This is a genomic window from Streptomyces sp. NPDC046915 (assembly GCF_040644935.1).
Classification (GTDB): Bacteria; Actinomycetota; Actinomycetes; order Streptomycetales; family Streptomycetaceae; genus Streptomyces.
The window spans coordinates 344,358-361,779 of the sequence record NZ_JBEYXB010000004.1 but is presented as its reverse complement, the minus strand read 5'-3'; the positions used below and the strand labels follow the sequence as shown (position 1 = coordinate 361,779).

17 protein-coding genes are annotated in these 17,422 nt (G+C 72.0%); 9 read left to right on the top strand and 8 right to left on the bottom strand.

The window, feature by feature from the left end; all coding sequences use genetic code 11:
- The first annotated feature begins 173 nt into the window (after nt 1-173).
- The 4 genes from ABZ915_RS12895 (at nt 174) to ABZ915_RS12880 (ending at nt 2,936) form a co-directional block, all read left to right on the top strand.
- On the top strand, nt 174-836 hold the full coding sequence (locus ABZ915_RS12895) for a DUF6230 family protein (RefSeq protein WP_361800361.1): 663 nt from the start codon (nt 174-176) through the stop codon (nt 834-836).
- Entirely contained in the window at nt 836-1,243 is a 408-nt protein-coding gene (locus ABZ915_RS12890; RefSeq protein ID WP_361800358.1) for a DUF6114 domain-containing protein, read from the top strand. Before ABZ915_RS12895 ends, ABZ915_RS12890 begins: the two co-directional genes overlap by 1 nt.
- Nucleotides 1,244-1,376: 133 nt before the next feature.
- The gene (locus ABZ915_RS12885; protein WP_361800355.1) at nt 1,377-1,832 is read left to right on the top strand and encodes a TerB family tellurite resistance protein; all 456 of its coding nucleotides are present in this window, start codon (nt 1,377-1,379) and stop codon (nt 1,830-1,832) included.
- 21 nt (nt 1,833-1,853) lie between these two features.
- On the top strand, nt 1,854-2,936 hold the full coding sequence (locus ABZ915_RS12880) for an AsnC family transcriptional regulator (RefSeq protein WP_361800352.1): 1,083 nt from the start codon (nt 1,854-1,856) through the stop codon (nt 2,934-2,936).
- On the opposite strand, the gene ABZ915_RS12875 is transcribed toward ABZ915_RS12880, so the two are convergent.
- The 3 genes from ABZ915_RS12875 to ABZ915_RS12865 form a co-directional block, all read right to left on the bottom strand.
- Entirely contained in the window at nt 2,830-4,242 is a 1,413-nt protein-coding gene (locus ABZ915_RS12875) for an MFS transporter (RefSeq protein ID WP_361800349.1), read from the bottom strand. The genes ABZ915_RS12880 and ABZ915_RS12875 overlap by 107 nt on opposite strands.
- 93 nt (nt 4,243-4,335) lie before the next feature.
- A complete protein-coding gene (locus ABZ915_RS12870; protein ID WP_361800346.1) occupies nt 4,336-5,868 on the bottom strand; it encodes an aromatic amino acid lyase in 1,533 nt (510 codons plus the stop codon).
- A gap of 10 nt (nt 5,869-5,878) precedes the next feature.
- Nucleotides 5,879-6,838 carry an ABC transporter substrate-binding protein gene (locus tag ABZ915_RS12865; protein WP_361800343.1) on the bottom strand — a complete coding sequence of 320 codons (960 nt, stop codon included), beginning with the start codon at nt 6,836-6,838 and terminating at the stop codon, nt 5,879-5,881.
- Nucleotides 6,839-7,013: 175 nt separating this feature from the next.
- On the opposite strand from ABZ915_RS12865, the gene ABZ915_RS12860 reads away from it, so the two are divergent.
- Genes ABZ915_RS12860 through ABZ915_RS12845 form a run of 4 tightly spaced genes read left to right on the top strand, consistent with a single transcriptional unit; the run spans nt 7,014 to nt 11,233 of the window.
- Nucleotides 7,014-9,701, top strand: coding sequence for an ATP-binding protein (locus ABZ915_RS12860; protein ID WP_361800340.1), 2,688 nt, complete (start codon nt 7,014-7,016; stop codon nt 9,699-9,701).
- Entirely contained in the window at nt 9,698-10,174 is a 477-nt protein-coding gene (locus ABZ915_RS12855; RefSeq protein WP_361800337.1) for a roadblock/LC7 domain-containing protein, read from the top strand. The genes ABZ915_RS12860 and ABZ915_RS12855 overlap by 4 nt, the downstream gene beginning before the upstream one ends.
- Nucleotides 10,175-10,227: 53 nt before the next feature.
- Complete coding sequence (locus ABZ915_RS12850) at nt 10,228-10,644, top strand: DUF742 domain-containing protein (protein ID WP_361800334.1); 417 nt, start codon at nt 10,228-10,230, stop codon at nt 10,642-10,644.
- Nucleotides 10,631-11,233 (top strand): ATP/GTP-binding protein, encoded by a 603-nt coding sequence (locus tag ABZ915_RS12845; RefSeq protein WP_361800331.1) that lies wholly within the window; start codon nt 10,631-10,633, stop codon nt 11,231-11,233. The genes ABZ915_RS12850 and ABZ915_RS12845 overlap by 14 nt, the downstream gene beginning before the upstream one ends.
- Nucleotides 11,234-11,243: 10 nt before the next feature.
- Here ABZ915_RS12845 and ABZ915_RS12840 read toward each other — a convergent pair whose 3' ends face one another.
- From ABZ915_RS12840 to ABZ915_RS12830, 3 genes are read right to left on the bottom strand one after another with little or no spacing between them, the layout of a single operon-like run.
- A complete protein-coding gene (locus ABZ915_RS12840; RefSeq protein WP_361800328.1) occupies nt 11,244-11,912 on the bottom strand; it encodes an ABC transporter permease in 669 nt (222 codons plus the stop codon).
- Nucleotides 11,909-12,628, bottom strand: coding sequence for an ABC transporter permease subunit (locus tag ABZ915_RS12835; RefSeq protein WP_361800325.1), 720 nt, complete (start codon nt 12,626-12,628; stop codon nt 11,909-11,911). The genes ABZ915_RS12840 and ABZ915_RS12835 overlap by 4 nt, the downstream gene beginning before the upstream one ends.
- Complete coding sequence (locus ABZ915_RS12830) at nt 12,625-13,755, bottom strand: ABC transporter ATP-binding protein (RefSeq protein WP_361800322.1); 1,131 nt, start codon at nt 13,753-13,755, stop codon at nt 12,625-12,627. The genes ABZ915_RS12835 and ABZ915_RS12830 overlap by 4 nt, the downstream gene beginning before the upstream one ends.
- A 234-nt stretch (nt 13,756-13,989) precedes the next feature.
- Here ABZ915_RS12830 and ABZ915_RS12825 point away from each other — a divergent pair, with 234 nt between their 5' ends.
- A complete protein-coding gene (locus ABZ915_RS12825; protein ID WP_361800319.1) occupies nt 13,990-15,981 on the top strand; it encodes a glycosyltransferase family 39 protein in 1,992 nt (663 codons plus the stop codon).
- A 23-nt stretch (nt 15,982-16,004) separates the two neighbouring features.
- Here the strand turns inward: ABZ915_RS12825 and ABZ915_RS12820 are convergent, their stop codons facing one another.
- The gene (locus ABZ915_RS12820) at nt 16,005-16,727 is read right to left on the bottom strand and encodes an FAD:protein FMN transferase (protein ID WP_361800316.1); all 723 of its coding nucleotides are present in this window, start codon (nt 16,725-16,727) and stop codon (nt 16,005-16,007) included.
- The gene (locus ABZ915_RS12815; RefSeq protein ID WP_361800313.1) at nt 16,728-17,414 is read right to left on the bottom strand and encodes an FMN-binding protein; all 687 of its coding nucleotides are present in this window, start codon (nt 17,412-17,414) and stop codon (nt 16,728-16,730) included. It lies immediately after the preceding gene.
- Nucleotides 17,415-17,422 lie beyond the last annotated feature (8 nt).

Below are 17,422 nucleotides of genomic sequence, written 5' to 3'. Positions count from 1 at the left end.
ACTCCCTTGACCCTTCATGTAACCACCGGTAACTTCCTCGGCGGCTACTGCTGCGTAACGAGAAAGCCCTTGCGATCGCCGGGAGTGCGAGGAGGCGTGCGCGGCAGCCGCTGTCCGCGCCAGGACAACGCGCCACGAGCCCAACCCGCATGACTATGCCCAATGGAGCAGACATGGCCTCGTCCCCGGACCTCTCGTCCGCCGACAACACCCCCGATAACCCCGAGAGCGTTTCCGCACCAAGACGCGGGCGGGTCCGGCTGCGCCGGGCCGCGGTGATGGCGGTGCCCGCCGTCGGGGTCACCGCGGGACTCGCGATCCTCACCGCGCAGGGCGCCCTGGGCGTCCAGTTCGCCATCTCCGGCATGCCGTTCGTGGTCAAGGCCGACCGGCTCGACGGCACGGGGTTCGCGCAGTACGGCGGGCTGGACAACATGATCGAGAACAGCCCCAACGCCGGTGACACCGGGGGTCAGGAGCTGGTCGTCACCTCGGTGGTGAAGAACGGCACGCTCACCAACATGTGCCAGAGCGTCGACCTCGGCGGCATCCAGCTCGTCCTCACCGCGGGCACCGGGTCCAAGAAGGTGCAGGTGCAGAACCTGTCGATCGACTCCGACGACATCACGGGCAACGCCTCGTTCAAGAACATCGAGATCGGCCGCGACGCCAGCACCCTCGACAAGGTCGACGCCAAGGGCCCCGCGGGCGTCTACAGCCAGCAGGCCGACAAGGTCACCATCACGCACCTGTACCAGCGCAACTACGCGGCCACCGCGGCCGTCTTCAAGCTGCCCAACCTGCACATGAAGTTCTCCAGCGACGGCTGCCCGTGATGGACAGGGCCCGCTTCAGGCAGTGGAGAGGAGGCCGTCCCTTCGTGGGCGGCCTGCTGCTCGTACTGGGCGGCGCCGAGATCCTGGTGACCATGAAGGCACCGCTTCCGGTCATCCTGCACGTCGGCATGCAGGGCCTGGCGGGGTATCTCCTGCCCACTCTGATGCTGATACTCGGCCTGCTGGTCCTCTTCAGCCCCGCCCAGCGCATCTTCTACTCCATCACCGGCGTCCTGCTCTCCCTGGGCAGCTGGATGACCTCCAACCTCGGCGGTTTCATCGTCGGCCTCGCGCTCGGCGTCACCGGCAGCTGCCTGACCTTCGGCTGGCTCCCGGACCAGGAACCCCGCGTGAGCCGCCGCGAGCGGAAGCGGAAGGAACAGCAGACGCCCGCCGAGGTCGCCTGACGCCACCGACGGCACCGACGGCGCCGGCACAAGGCCCGGAACTCCTCGCCGGAACTTTTCGGCCGACGCACGAGTTTCTACGGTGTTGTAGAAGCACTCGATCCGTATGTGCCGATCCGTCTGAGGAGTTCGCATGGCCCTGTGGGACCGCATCAAGGAGTCCGCGTCGACGATGCAGACCCAGCTGGAGGCGAAGAAGAACGATCTGAAGAGCGGTGCCTTCCGCGACGCGAGCATGGCCATGTGCGCGCTCGTGGCGGCCGCCGACGGGACGATCGACCCGGCCGAGCGGCAGCGCGTGGCCCAGCTCATCGCCACCAACGAGGTGTTGCAGAACTTCCCCGCCGACGACCTGCGGCGCCGTTTCGAGGACAACCTGAACAAGCTGACCACCGACTTCGCCTTCGGCAAGGTCAGCGTGCTCCAGGAGATCGCCAAGGCGAAGAAGAAGCCCGCGGAGGCGCGCGCCGTCATCCAGATCGGCATCGTCATCGGCGGTGCGGACGGTGACTTCGACAAGACCGAGCAGGCCGTGGTCCGCGAGGCGTGCTTCACGCTGGAGCTGCCGCCGCACGAGTTCGACCTCTGAGCCGTCCGCGAGGATGAGGGCATGCTCGACGACCTCGACCGTGCCCTCATCCACGCCCTGCACATCGACGGGCGCGCGCCGTTCAGCCGTATCGCCGGGGTGCTCGGCGTCTCCGCGCAGACGGTCGCCCGGCGCTACCGGCGGCTACGGACCGAGGCCGGTCTGCGGGTCGTAGGGCTCGCCGACCCGCACCGGGCGGGGCGGACCCAGTGGCTGGTCCGGCTCACCGCGGCGGCGCGGTCCGCGCAGACGATCGCCGAGGCACTGGTGCGGCGAACGGACACCTCGTGGGTGAAGCTGACGTCCGGGGGGACCGAGATCACGGCGATCATCCACGCCCCCACGGACGACACCGCCGGCAACTCACTGCTGCTGCGGGACATTCCGCGCACCGGCGGGATCACCGCGGTGTCCGCGCACTGTCTGCTGCACACCTATCTCGGCGGGCCCGTGAACTGGCGGCGCGGCGCGCGGACACTGGACGCCGAGCAGCAGCGGGCGTTGCGCGAGGGCGTGGAGGGCCGGGAGGACGGCGAGGACAGCGAGGGCGTCGACGCGCGCCGGCCCGGCCCCGGGGAAGCCGAGCTGCTGGCCGCCCTGGAGAAGGACGGGCGGGCCGCCTTCGGGGAGCTGGCCCGCCGGACCGGATGGTCGCCGGCCACGGTGGCACGGCGGCTGGCCGAGCTGCGGGCCGGGGGCGGGCTGTTCTTCGACGTGGAGCTGGACGCCGGGCTGTTCGGGGTACGGACCCGGGCGCTGCTGTGGATGTCGGTGCGTCCCGCGGACCTGGAGGACGTGGCACAGGAGCTCGCGGTCCACGACGAGTTGGCCTTCGTGGCGGCCACCACCGGGCCGACGAATCTGGTGGCGCAGGCGCTGTGCCGGGACCCGGCGGACCTGCACCGGTATCTGACGCGGCGGCTGGGAGCGTTGCGGCAGATCCGTGCGCTGGAGACGAGTCCCGTGCTGCGGACGCTGAAGGCGGGCAGCCCCACGGCTATGTCTCCACTGTCACCCTCGTGCTCGCCACCCAGCTCACGCCCAGCAGTGCCACCGCCGCCCAGCACGCCTTCTCGGCCGCGTGCGGCGCCGAGCCGGCGTTGAGGCAGACGCTGCCCAGGACGGCGACGCCGAGGGTCGCCCCGAGCTGCTGCACCGCGTTGAGCAGGCCCGCGGCCGAACCGATCTCCTGGGGAGCGAGAGGCTTCAGGGCGAGGGTGAAGAACGCGGGGGTGAACAGGCCCGCGCCCATGCCGATGAGCGCCAGCGCGGGGAGCACGGCCACGGGGTAGGCGCCGGGCTGTGCCGCGTGGTACCCGGCGACGGCGGCGAGCAGACCGGTCAGGAGCACGCCGAGGCCGTACGGCATCACGCGCCGCCCGTGGCGTCGTACCAGCCGCGCGCCCGCCAGCCACGACGCGACCGCCAGGCCGGCCGACCACGGGGCGAGGCTCAGACCGGAGGCCAGCACGCCTGTGTGGGCGCCCAGCTGGAATTGCAGGACGACCACCGTCGTCAGTCCGTTCGTCACCGCGAAGAAGGACGCCGACGTGACGAGGGCGGCGGGGAAGCCCCGGCGGGCGAACAGGGTCGGCTCCAGCAGGGGGCTGCGGCCGGCCGCCGCCACCCGGCGCTGGTGCAGTGCGAAGACGGCGACGAGGAGCAGGCCCGCGGACAGCATCGCCCAGCTCCGCCCCGTGAGGCGGGTGACGTCCGCGCCGATCAGCGGCTGGACGATCAGACCGGTGCCGGCCGCCGCCAGCGCCGTGCCGGCCGGGTCGAGGGCGGGGCGGCGCGGAGCGCGGCTCTCCGGCAGCCGGGAGGACAGGACCAGCACCACCAGGGACACGGGGACGTTGACGAGGAAGGCGGCGCGCCAGGAGGAACCGAACAGGTCGGCGTGGGTCAGTACACCGCCGAGGACGGGGCCGCAGACGGCGGCGAGGCCCATCACCGGGCCGATGCTGCCCAGGGCCCGGGAGAGTTCCTCCCCCGCGAACATGGCCTTGATCAGCCCGATGGTCTGCGGAATGATCATCGCCGCCGCCGCGCCCTGCACCGCGCGGAAGGCGATCAGCAGGCCCGCCGAGGGCGCCAGGGCGCAGGCGAGCGAGGCGAGCGTGAACGCCGTGACGCCGAGGACGAACAGGCGGCGCCGGCCCGCGATGTCACCCAGCCGGCCGCCGGTGATCAGCAGCACCGCGAACGGCAGGGTGTAGGCGGCGGAGAACCACTGGATGTCCGACACCGATCCGCCCAGATCGGTGTGCACGACGGGGGCGGCGACCTGCACGACGGTCGCGTCCAGCAGGTTCATCGCCTCGGCGAGGAGCAGGGCGGTCAGCGCGGACCAGCGCCGGCGGTGGGGCGGTGGCGGGGCGACGGAGGTCGCTATGCGTTCGGTGGTCATGGAGGGAGCGTCGGCGCCGGGGCGGCGAGGGCTCCAGCGCGAGGCCCCTGTTGGTGGATTTCTTCCATGAGGGCCGCTCCGTGCGGCGAAAACTCACAACCGCGCCAGCACCGGCAGCAGTTCGCCCGCCATCGTCACGTCCCCCGTCAGCGGGCGGTCCTCCGTGTCGGACGGGAGGACGGCGGCGGCCACGGCGAAGGCGGGGACGGGCGGGGGTACCGGCAGCAGCCGCAGCGCTCGTACGGCGGTGACGAGTTCGCAGGCCAGGACGGTGGCGTAGGCGGTGCCGGCCCGCCCGGTCTGCCGTGCGGCCTGGCCGGCGAAGCTGGCGGCCTCCTCCAGGCCGTGTGAGAGGACGGCGTGTCCGGCGGAGGCGGGTGCGGCGCACGAACGCAGCTCCGCGAGCGCGGAGTTGGCCGTGTACTCCAGGATCATCGCGCCGGAGCTGCTCGCGGGCCCGGCGGCGAGGAACGCGGGCAGGCCCGTGAGGTCGGCTCGGCCGAGGGCGACGAGACGGGCGACGGAGAGCTGGGCGGTCTGGAGCACGGCCAGGTTCAGCCCGTCCAGGGCCAGCCCGAGCGGGGCCGCGAAGAATCCGCCGTGGTGGTAGGCGTGGCCGTCCGGGGCGAAGACGGGGTTCTCCGACGGGCAGTTGACCTCGACCTCGATGATCCGGCGCAGCCGGTCGGAGGCCTCGAGGGCGGCGCCGTGCACCTGTGGGAAGGCACGGAACCCGTACGGGTCCTGGATCCGGCGCCCGCCGGCGCGCGGCCGTTCGGGCATGCCGAGCAGCCGCCTCACCTCGGCGGCCGCACGGGCCGGACCGGGGTAGGGCCGCAGGGCGTGCACCTCGGCGGCGTAGGCCTCCGGGGAGCCGGAGACGGCGGCGAGCGAGAGCGCGGCGACCGCGTGGGTGGCCCGCAGCAGCACATCGGCCTCGTGTCCGGCGAGCGCGGCCCTGCTGAGCGCGAGCGCGTTGCTGCTGAGCAGCGCGAGCGCGTCCCCGGGCCCGAGCGGCACGGGAGCGGGCAGGGGCGGCGCGCCCGGCGGGGTGTCCGGGCGGAGGCGGCCATCGCCGTCCGTCGCCGATGTCAGCCAGGGCCGTTCCCCGATCAGGGTCAGCCCCGTCTGGGCCAGGGCGGTCAGGTCGCCGGTGCCGAGACCGCCGTATTCGTTGACCGCGGGGTGGACGCCGAGGCGGAGGGCCTCGGTGAGGGCGGTGACGAAGGCGGGGTGGATGCCGGAGCCGCCGGCGAGGAGCTGGTTGACGCGGACGGCGAGCATGGCACGGGCCTGGCGGGCGGGCAGGAGCGGGCCCGCGCCGCCCGCGTGGCTGCGCAGCAGCCGCAGCCCGTGCCCGGTCTCGTCGTCCGGGGCGACCGGCACCGAGCGGTGGGCGCCGACGCCGGTGCCGCGTCCGTACAGGCGGCCGTCGGCCGCGAGCCTGCCCGCGGTCTCCCAGGCATGGCGCACCCGCTCCACCGCCTCGGGCGGTACGGCGGGCTCGGCGGCGGCGTCGGCGAGCCGGACGATCCCGGTCAGGCCGAGGCCGCGGCCGTCGAGCACGACGCGGGTGTCCCCGGCGCCCGGGGGCACCCGCGTCGCTCCGTCGGCGGTCGCGTCCAAGGACGAAAGGTCAGCCGAGGCCGGCCGTCTTCAGCCAGGCCTTCGCCACGTCCAGCGGGTCCTTGTTCTCCGACTGCACCTGGATGTCGAGGTCCAGCAGCGTCTTCGTGTCGAGCTTGGCCGAGACGGCGTCGAGGGCGTCGCTGCCCTTCTGGTTCAGCGCGGACTTGTGGACCAGCGGCTGCACGTTCTCGAAGCCGAAGAGGTTCTTGGTGTCCTGGAGGACGACGAACTTCTCCTTGGTGATCGACGCGTCCGTGGTGAAGACGTCCGCGGCCTGCACGGTGTTCTTCTTCAGCGCCGCCAGGGTCAGCGGGCCGCCCGCGTCCAGCGCCTTGAAGGTCTTGAACTCCAGGCCGTACACGGACTTCAGGCCGACCAGGCCCTGCTGCCGGGTCTGGAACTCCGGCGAGCCGCCGATGACCAGGTCCTTCGCGACGCTCTTGAGGTCGGCGATGGAGGAGGCGGCGGTGAGCTTGTACTTGTCGGCCGTCTCCTTGTTGACGGTGACGGAGTCCTTGTTCTGCGCCGACGCAGGCTTCAGCAGCGTGAGCTTGGAGTCGAGCTTCGCCTCGATCGCGGCGGTGGTCGCCTCGACGGTCTTCGGGGTGGCCTTCGGGTCGAGGTAGGCCAGCAGCGCGCCGTTGTACTCGGGCAGGACCGAGATGGTGCCGTTCTTGAGCAGACCGTAGGTCGTCTCGCGGCTGCCGATGTTCGGTTTGTAACTGACCTTGATTCCCTTGGCCTTCAGGGCCTCGCCGTAGATGTCGGCGATCAGGATGCTCTCGGGGAAGTTGTTGGAGCCGACGACTACGGTGCCGCCGCTCGCCTTCTCGCCCGCGAGCGGGTCGTCGGACTTGTCGGAGGAGGAGGAACAGCCCGCCAGCAGGGCCGTCGCCGCGGCCAGCGCGACGATCGCCGCGCCGGGGTGTCTCCGGAATGACCTGCTGGGGTGGGTGTTGGCAGTCACGGTTCCCGTTCCGGGCTCAGATGGTGCGGTGGACAACGTGCACAGCGGTGGACCGCTCTCTGACTGATCCAATCCAGGCGGTTCTTGGTCAGTCAAGAGTCTCTTGGTCACCCTTTGGCTTCAGTCCGTGGCTGGTTGTGTAGTTCAAGCGGTTGTTTTGTAACGGATTCTTGACATGGAGTCCGCTGATCAGCCCTTCAAGAACGCTGTAGTCTCACCGCAGTTGACGTCGGTCACAGCGGTGTACGGGGCCCGCTTCGGTGTCGTTACGCATCAGTTCGGGTGGAGACACCCCCACGAAGGAGGCCCGGTGTCCACGATTGTGGACGCGCACGCCCGGGGCTTCGCCGACCGCTGGCCCTTCCGGCGCAAGCTGAACGTCCTGGTCGGCGTGCCGCTCGCGGTGATCGCCGTATTGCTGTCCTACCTCATCACCGACCTCGTCGACCAGTACGGCACCTCCCGGACGGCGGCGCAGCTGGTCCGCGACAGTGCCCAGGTCGCCCGGCTGGTGAACCTCGTGGAGGCCGAACACCGGCAGGCCATCCTGCTCTCCGTACGGTACGAGGCGGGTCCCGGCAAGCCCTCGCCGCACGGCTACCGGACGGCGCAGAAAGCGGTCGACGCCCAGGTGGAGAAGGTGCGGGACACCTTCGGCGACCGGCTGGCGGACACCGAGGTCCAGGCCCTGCGGCAGGTCGAGGGCCTGGGCAGCCTGCGCGGGACCGTCCAGGACGGCTACCTCCCGGCCGACAACATCGACCCGGCGTACACCAACGCCGCCCAGGACCTCATCGACGGGCTGGGGCTGGACCGCAACGCGTCCCTGGCCTCGACCTTCACCGGCAACCTGCTGGACTCGCTGCTGCGCGCGGACGCCGCCCACAGCTCCTTCGAGACCAGCGTGTTCTCGGCGACCACCGGGGACACCAACGCGCTGATCGAGTTCACCAACGCGGTCGGCGCCTACGACCTGTACGACCACCAGGCGGACCGGTTCGCCCGGTTCGCCAGCGAGGACCAGGCGGAGACGCTGGCCGGGCTCGAGCACACCCCGTCGCAGCGCAACATCGCCGAGTCGTACGCCGAGCTCCAGATCGACCCCGGCAAGCTGGAGGCCGGCAACCAGGCGGAGATCAGCACGGCGGTCAAGGACGCGCTGCTCGACTACCCCGACTACCCGCGACAGGCCGCGGCCCGGCTGGAGATCACCACCTCGCTGATCGACCGGATCGCCGACCGGGCCGACTCGGCGGCCGGCTCGGCCCAGTGGCGGGCCGGCCTGCTGCTGAGCATCGCGCTGATCGGCTTCGCCCTGTGGCTCGCCTTCGCGGTCATGGTCCGCCGCTCGGTGATCCGGCCCGTGGCGGCCCTCACCGGAGTGGCACACGAGGTCGCGGACGTCGCCGGCCGGGAACTGGCCCGGGTGGCCGACGACGACGCCGAGGACGACGGAGCGCCCCTGCTGCGGGACATGCCCGTCACCGCCCGCGACGAGATCGGCGACCTCGCCGAAGCCTTCAACCACGTGCAGACCACCGCGGCCGCGCTGCTGGAGCGGCAGGTGCTCAGCCGGCGCAACGTCGCCGAGATGTTCGGCAACGTCGGCCGCCGGGTCAGCAACCTGACCACCCGGCAGCTCGCGCTGATCGACGCGGTGGAGCGGGGCGAGACCGATCCGGAGCTGCTGGAACGGCTGTACTCCATCGACCACATCGCCGTGCGCCTGCGCCGCAACGCCGACAGCCTGATGCTGCTGGCCGGCATCCGGGAGACCGTCCTGGACGCCGGGCCCACCTCGCTCAGCAACGTCGTACGGGCCGCGCTCGGGCAGATCGAGGGCTACCAGCGGGTACGGCTGAACGCCGCGGCGGACGCGGTGGTCCAGCCCGACATCATCGGCGACCTCACCCTCATGGTGGCCGAACTCCTGGAGAACGCCGTGTCGTTCTCGCCCGCGGGCAGCCCCGTCGAGGTGTCGGTCCGCTCCGGCGCCGAGGGCACCCACGTCGTCATCACCGACCACGGCCTCGGCATGAGTGCCGAACGCCTCGCCGAGGAGAACGCCCGTCTGATCCGCCGCGAGCGGCTGGACGTCGTACCCACCAAGGTGCTGGGCCTGTTCGTGGTCGGCACGCTGGCGCGCCGCTGGGAGATCGGGGTCGAGCTGTCCCGTACCCCCGGCGGGGGTATGACGGCCGAGGTGACCCTGCCGGCGCGCCTGCTGCTGACGGTGGCCTCCGACGCTCCGGCGGAGTCGTCCGGCGCCCCGGCGCCGACCGGCGTGGCGGCCGCGGGCGGTGGCCCGGTGCCTTCCGGTACCGCGGTGAGCGACCCGGCGAGCTCCGGCCCCGGTGGGCCGGTCCCCGTCGCCCGTTCCGCACCCGCGGAGCCCCGCGGCTCCAGGGACGCGGACGCGCCCGTCGGCCACGGCCACGGTCACGCCATGTCCCCGGACACGGCCGCCGGCCAGGACCACCCCTCCCCGCTCCCCCGGAGGGTCCCGCGCCGCGAGTCGGCGGACGCGGACGACAAGGGCCCGCGCGTCACCGGCGCCGGTGACGGCACTCCCCCGACCGCCGACGGCGGCCGCCCCCTCCGCCGCCGCGTGCGCGGAGCGACGCTCCGGACGACCGCCGGTGCCGCGCAGGTCGTACCGCAGACGACGCGGACCGTCGACGCGGACGCCGTGCGGGACGCGCTGGACGAGTTCGAGGCGGCGGTGGAACGCGCCCGACGGGACAGCGACACCGGTGACGTCCCGCTCCCCGACGCGACCGGCCCGGCCGACGCGACCGGCGAAACCCCGACCACGCACCACGCGCAGGACCAGAACCACCGTACGGAAGGAGCCGAGCAGTGAGCACGTCGACAGGTGACACCCCGACGGGCGGCACCCCGCCGACCGATCTGCAGGCCGCCGCAGCCGACTTCAACTGGCTGCTCAACCGATTCGCGACCGAGACCGCGGGTGTCGTGGACGCCATCGCCGTGTCCTCCGACGGGCTGCTCATCGCCGTGTCGGAGCTGCGCGAGCGCGCCCACTCCGAGCGGCTGGCCGCGATCGTCTCCGGCATCACCAGCCTGGCCGCCGGTGCCTCCGGCAACTACGGGCTGGGGGGCCTCAACAAGGTCATCATCGATCTGGAGGGCGGCCACGTCATCGTCTCCGCGATCGGCAACGGCGCCGTCCTCGGCGTGGTCGCCGACAAGGAGGCCAAGCTCGGCAACATCGCGTACGAGATGACGCTGTTCGCCAACCGGGCCGGTGCCGCGCTCAGCCCCCAGCTCGTGCTCGAACTGAAGAACACCGTCGGCGTCCCGTCGAGGCGCTGACCGGCCCGCCGGTCACGCGAGTCGAGACAGCCGAGAGAGGAAGACACGCAGTCATGGCGGACGGCCTCCCGCCCCCGGGCCCCGACCCGGTCGGCCCCGCTTCCGCCGTACGGCCGTTCCTGGTCACCGCCGGCCGGGTCGCGGACAGCGGCCCCGGCCGGACGGTGCCCGTCGAGACCCAGGTGGTGGCCACCGCCGAGGGGCTCGACGCGCTCGACCGGCTCTCCTTCGAGCAGCACGACATCGTCGCCGCCTGCCGGCTCCCGCAGTCGATCGCGGAGCTGGCGGCCCGGCTGCGACTGCACCTCAACGTGGTCCGCGTCCTGGCCGAGGATCTGCGCTCGGCCGGGCAGTTGACGGTGTACGTGCCCGACCACGACGCCACCCACGACGCGTCCGTCCTGCGCAGGGTTATCGATGGCCTCCGCGCCATCCCCGACTCCCGGGGGGTACTGAGTGACACCGACTGAAGCTCCGACCGGCGGCCCCGCCGCGCGGACGGCCGTACGGCCGCCGCTGCCGGTGAAGATGGTCATCGCGGGCGGCTTCGGCGTGGGCAAGACCACCGCCGTGGGCGCGATCTCGGAGATCGAGCCGCTGACCACCGAGGCCGCGATCACGGAGGTCGCGGCGGGCGTGGACGACCTCACGCACACCCCGCGCAAGACCACCACCACGGTGGCGATGGACTTCGGCTGCCTCACCATCGACCCGACGCTCAAGCTGTACCTGTTCGGCACGCCCGGACAGGAGCGGTTCGGGTTCATGTGGGACGACATCGTCGAGGGCGCGGTCGGCGGACTCGTCATCGTCGACACCCGCCGGCTGGACGACTGCTACGCCGCCGTCGACTACTTCGAGCACAAGGGCATCCCGTTCGCGGTGGCGGTCAACGCCTTCGACGGGAAGGTGGAGCACACCTTGGACGAGGTCCGCTGGGCGCTCGACGTCACCGACGGCGTGCCCGTGCTGGTCTTCGACGCCCGCGAACGCGGCTCGGTGCGGGACGCGCTGCTCGTCGTACTGGAGCTGGCGCTGGCCCGCACCGAGGCGCGCTAGACGGGGGCGCTCAGCCCGCGCGGCGCACTCCGGGTGACACCGTGATCCTGTTCAGCACCGAGAAGACCGTGAGGGTGACCACCGCGAGCAGGGCCACCAGGGTGGCGCCGCCCACCACCTTCTCGTAGTTGCGCTGGTAGAGGCCGTCGATGACGTACCGCCCCAGCCCGCCGAGGCTGACGTAGGCGGCGATGGTGGCCGTCGAGACGATCTGGATGGCCGCCGAGCGCAGCCCGCTGAGGATCAGCGGGAGCGCGACCGGCAGTTCGACCTGGAACAGGATCCGCGGCTCCCCCATGCCCATGCCGCGCGCGGCGTCCACCGGGGACGGGTCGACGGAACGCATCGCCTCGTACGTCGTCACCAGGATCGGCGGGACGGCGAGCGCGACCAGCGGGATCATGACCGGCACCAGACCGAAGCCGATCAGGACGAACATCAGCACCAGCAGGCCGAAGCTGGGCAGCGCCCGAGCGGCGGTGGCGATGAGGGCCAGGACGTTGCCGCCGCGTCCGGTGTGCCCGGTGAGCAGACCCACCGGAAGGGCGATGGCGGTGGCGATGGCCAGGGCGATCAGTGAGTACTGGACGTGCTCGCGCAGCCGGGTGGGGATGCCGTCGTAGCCGTGCCAGTGGGAGCCGTCGCTGAAGAAGGCGTTGACGAAGTGGAGCACGTTCATCGGACGGCGTCCTCCAGGGCGGCCGCGGCCGGTTCGGGCCGGGCCTCGGCGTCGACGGGTCGGGCCCTGCGGGTGCCGCGCGGCATCCAGGGCGTCAGGAGCAGACGGACGACGACCAGCACGGCGTCCGCGAGGACGGCCAGGACGGCCGAGCCGATGACGGACAGCCAGACCAGACGCGGCTGGTGGTAGGACATGCCGTCGTAGAGCAGGTTGCCGAGCGCGCCCTGGTTGCCGATGAGCGCGCCCACACTCACGAGTGAGATGCTCGACACGGTGGCGACCCGCAGTCCCGCGAGGATGGCGGGCACCGCGATCGGCAACTGCACCTGCACGTAGCGGCGTACGGGCCCGAAGCCCATGGCGGTGGCGGCGTCGAGGGTCTCCTGCGGTACCGAGCGGACGGCGTCGACGATCGCCGGGACGAGGACGACCAGGCTGTAGACGGCCAGCGGGATCATCACCGTGGTCTCGGTCTGGCCCGTGTAGTCGATGAGGACCACGAAGAAGGCCAGCGACGGGATCGCGTACAGCACGGTCGTCACCCACAGCACGGGTGCGTACAGCCAGCGCAGCCGCACGCACAGCTGGGCGACCGGCAGGGCCACCAGCAGGCCGGCCAGGACCGGCAGCAGCGCCTCGCGCAGGTGCAGCCCGATCAGTCCGGAGTAGCTGTTCTGAAGGTCGCTCGGCAGGTGGAAGAGGCCGCCGCTCATCCGGCCACCTTGGCAGCGGTGGGTGCCGCCGCGTGGGCGCTGCGGATGGCCTCGCCGATGACCTGCTGCGAGACGACGCCGACGACCCGCCCGGCGTCGTCGACGCCGACCGCCCAGCCGGTCGGGGAGAGCACCGCGCAGTCGAGCGCGGCCCGCAGCGAGTCCGTGGCCGGCGCGAAGGGCCGCCCGTACGGGAGCAGCCGCTCGGGGTCGATCTGGCCGGGGGTGAGGTCCTGCGGGCTGCTCCAGCCGAGCGGCCGGCCGTCGACGCCGGTGACGAGGAGGTAGGGCACGTCGGCGGTGCCGCGCGCGGCGATCTTCTCGGCGCTCGCGTCGACGGCGACGACGGGCGCGGTCTGCAACTCGAGCTCCGTGGCGGGGAAGAAGGACAGCCGGCGGATGCCGCGGTCGGTGCCGAGGAAGTCCTCGACGAAGGAGTCGGCGGGCGCGGAGAGGAGTTCGGCGGGCGGGGCGAACTGGGCCAGCTTGCCGCCGGTGCGCATCACCGCGACCATGGTGCCCAGCTTGATGGCCTCGTCGATGTCATGGGTGACGAAGACGATGGTCTTGCCCAACTCGGCCTGGAGACGCAGGAGTTCGTCCTGAAGGCCCTTGCGTACCACCGGGTCCACGGCCGAGAACGGCTCGTCCATCAGCAGCACCGGCGGGTCCGCGGCCAACGCCCGTGCCACGCCGACGCGTTGCTGCTGACCGCCGGACAGCTGGTAGGGGTAGCGCTTGGCCAGTGCGGAATCGAGCCCCACCCGTTCCATCAGCTCCGCCGCGCGCACCCGCGCCTTGTCCTTGCTCCAGCCCAGCAGGCGGGGCACGGTGGCGATGTTGTCGATGATCGTGCGGTGCTGGAAGAGACCGGCGTTCTGGATGACGTAACCCATGGACCGGCGCAGGGTGTTGACCGGCTGCTTCTGGAGGTCGACGCCGTCGAGGAGGATGGTGCCCTCGCTGGGTTCGATCATCCGGTTGATCATGCGGAGGGTCGTGGTCTTGCCACAGCCGGAGGGCCCCACCAGGACGGTGATGGAGCGGTCCGGAATCTCCAGCGACAGCCGGTCGACCGCCACCGTGCCGTCCGGGTACCGCTTGGTGACTGAATCTATCCGTATCAAAACGCCGAATACCCTTCGGGTGTGGCAGGAACTGCCCGTTCTCCGGCCACGGTCGTCGTTGCGCTGGCCGTTGCGGTGCAGAGTCTAGACCTCAAGTGTTTCAGTACTTCGGCGGGCGACGGCCTGGCAGCCGGTCGTGACCACACTGTGCGCAAGCTGTGAGTCCGCTGATTCTCATCCGTCCCTCAGCGAAGCCACAGCACGGGCCCAGACACGGCCCCGATGGTCACTGCCATGACGACTCTCGCCCCGCCGCCCGCGCCCGCCCGAACAGGCCGTCGCCGCGCCACCGGCGCCCCCGAGGACCCCCGCTGGGCCCGCCCCGCGCTGTGGGCGATCCTGGTGCTGGCCACAGCCTTGTACGCCTGGAACCTCTCCTCCGTCACCGGCAACACCTTCTACGACGCGGCCGTCTACAGCGGCACCAGGAGCTGGAAGGCGTTCTTCTTCGGCGCGCTGGACTCCGGCAACTTCATCACCGTCGACAAACCGCCGTTCGCGCTGTGGGTGATGGGCCTGTCCGCCCGCGTCTTCGGCTACGGCACCTGGCAGTTGACGCTGCCCATGGTCGCCGTGGGCACCGGCTCGGTCGCCCTGCTGCACCGGCTGGTCAAGCGGGACTTCGGGCCGGTGGCGGCGACGATCGCCGCGCTGGCGCTGACGCTGACCCCGATCACCGTCGCGATCACCCGGGACACCAACCCGGACCCGGTCCTGGTGTTCCTGATGCTGCTCGGCGCGGCCGCCCTGCTGAAGGCGGTGCGCACCGGACGCCTGATGCCGCTGGTGTGGTCGGCGGTGGCGATCGGCTTCGCGTTCAACACGAAGATGATGCAGGCGTACGTCGTGCTGCCCGCGTTCTTCCTGGTCTACCTGTGGGCCGCGAACACCTCGCTCGGCCGCCGCGTCCGCAACCTCGCCGTCGGCACGCTCGCCCTGGTGGTCTCCAGTGCCTGGTGGATGGTGGTCGTCGACCTGATCCCGGCCTCCTCGCGCCCCTACATCGGCGGCTCGACCGACAACACGGTCTGGGACCTCGTCATCGGCTACAACGGCTTCGGCCGTATCTTCGGGGCGAGTTCGTCGGTGGGCTCGCAGGGCAACGGGGCGAGCTTCGGCGGCAGCGCGGGCCTGTACCGGATGTTCAACGACATCATGGGCGGCCAGATCTCCTGGCTGATCCCGTTCGCGGCGGTCGCGCTGGCCGGCGCCCTGGTGCTGCGCGGCCGGGCGCCGCGTACCGACCCGCAGCGGGCGGCGCTCGTGCTGTGGGGCGGCTGGTTCGTCCTGCACTACCTGACGTTCTCCCTCGCCGAGGGCACCTTCCACCCGTACTACGTCACCGCCATGGCGCCCGGCATCGCGGCCCTGGCCGGTGCGGGCGGGGTGCTGCTGTACCGGGCGTTCCGGGACGGCGCCTCGGCCGGGTGGGGGTGGGTGCTGCCCGGTGCCGTCGCGGTGAGCGCGGTGTGGGCGGTCGTCCTGCTCCAGCGGGTGTCCGGGTCCGGGACGGTGTACACGGTCGCGGAGGCCGTGGTCGGCGTCGCGGGTGCGGTGTCCGTGCTCGGTCTGCTCGCCGGGCGGTTCATGCGGCGGCGGCGACTGATGGGCTTGGCGGCGCTGACGGCGGTCGTGACGCTGCTGGCCGGGCCCGCCGCGTACGCGGTGTCGGCGGCCACGTCCGGCACCAACGGCACCAACCCGACGGCCGGGCCCAGCACCGGCGGCATGGGCGGCGGCGGGCAGCGCCCGAGCGGCGGCGCCCCGGGCGGCAACGCGCCGAGCGGCGATGTGCCGAGCGGCACCAGGCCCGGCGCCGGCGGCACGGGCGGCGGCATGGACGGCGGCGGCACCCAGGTGAGCTCGGAGATGATCAGCTACCTCAAGAAGCACCAGGACGGCGCCGCTTGGCTGGTCGCGGTGGCCACCGACCAGACCGCCTCCTCGATCATCCTGGAGTCCGGCGAGCCCGTCATCTCCATGGGCGGCTGGTCCGGCAGCGACGACGCCATGACCCTCGCCAAGCTGAAGAGCCTGGTGAAGGCGGGCAAGCTGCACTACATCGTCGTCGGTGACGGCGGCCAGGGCTCGGGCCAGGGCTCGAACTCCGAGATCACCGCCTGGGTGAAGAAGCACGGGACGGCGGTGAAGTCCTCGGCCTACGGCTCGGGTTCGACGTCCACGAGCAGCGGCCTGTACCGCCTGGACGCCTCCGACGCCGGCTGACCGGTGCCGGAGCCGGAGCCGGTTCAGGAGGCCAGCGGCACGCCCTCCGTCCGTACCACCCGCCGCCCGGCGTCGACCGCGAAGACCTCGCAGCCGAGCCGGGCGGCGGCCCATGCCACGCCCTCCTCGCCCAGCGCGAAGGCCGCCGTCGCGGTCGCGTCCGCCTCGGTGAGCGTCGGCGCGACGACGGTCAGGCTGAGCAGGCCGGTCGCCGGACGCCCGGTGCGCCCGTCGACGATGTGGTCGCCGCGCTCGTAGCGCCCGGAGGTCGCCACCGCCGCGTCGGTGACCGCGAGCACCGCGCACAGCCGGTCGGCGTGCTCCGGGTGCCGTATCCCCACCCGCCAGGGGCCTCCGGCGGCGACCACGTCACCGCCGGCGTTGAGGCAGAACCGTCGCACCCCGGCCGCGGCGAGCAGCTCGGCCGCCCGCTGCACGGACCAGCCCTTGACCACCGCGCAGGGATCCAGGCCCCGGCCGGGCAGCCGGGCGTCGAAGGCGCCGCCGGTCGCGGTCCGGTACTCCTCGCACAGGCCGAGGACCTCGGTCAGGTCGTCGCTGAGCTCACCCGGCCCCAGTTCGCCCCGGTCCAGCCGGGACACCTCGCTGTCCCGCTTGAAGGGGCTGAAGCGGGTGTCGACCTCGCGCAGCCAGTCGAACACCGCGTCCGCGACACCCTCGGGGATCCGCTCGTCGTCGATCCGCAACGACACGGGGAACCCCATCACCTGCTCCACGCGCCGCATCTAGGCCTCGTCCAGCGCCGCCTGGAGCGACTTCTTGTAGCCCTCGCTGGTGATCGTCGCGCCCGACACGGTGTCGATGTCGGCGCTCTGCGCCTTCAGCGTCTCCGCGACCAGCTTCGGCACGGCGGCCGTCGTCTGCGGATGGTTCGGCTGCTGGAGCATCCGCACCGCGGTGATCTCGTCGCCCTCGAGGGTCACCTGGACCTGGACGGGACCCTTCTCGGTGTCGACCGTCGAACCGGCGACCACCCGCGAAGCGACGGACGCCGCGGGCGAAGCCGACTTCCCGTGCTGGTCGATGGCGGCCTGGAGGGACTTCTCGTACGCCTCGCTGGTGATCGTCGCGCCCGACACGGTGTCGATGTCGGCGCTCTGCGCCTTCAGCGTCTCCGCGACCAGCTTCGGCACGGCGGCCGTCGTCTGCGGATGGTTCGGCTGCTGGAGCATCCGCACCGCGGTGATCTCGTCACCGTCGAAGGTCACCTGGACCTGGACGGGACCCTTCTCGGTGTCGATGGTCGTGCCCCTGACGACCGTGCCGGAGGTCGTGGTGCCCGAGGAGGCGGACGCGGACGGCGTGGCGGGTTCGGCGCTGGACGACGTCGCGGTGCCGATCGACGGCTCGTAGCGCCAGACCGGGACCAGGCCCGCGATGCTCAGGGCGACGACAGGTATGGCTCGCTTCACGGTGTCCC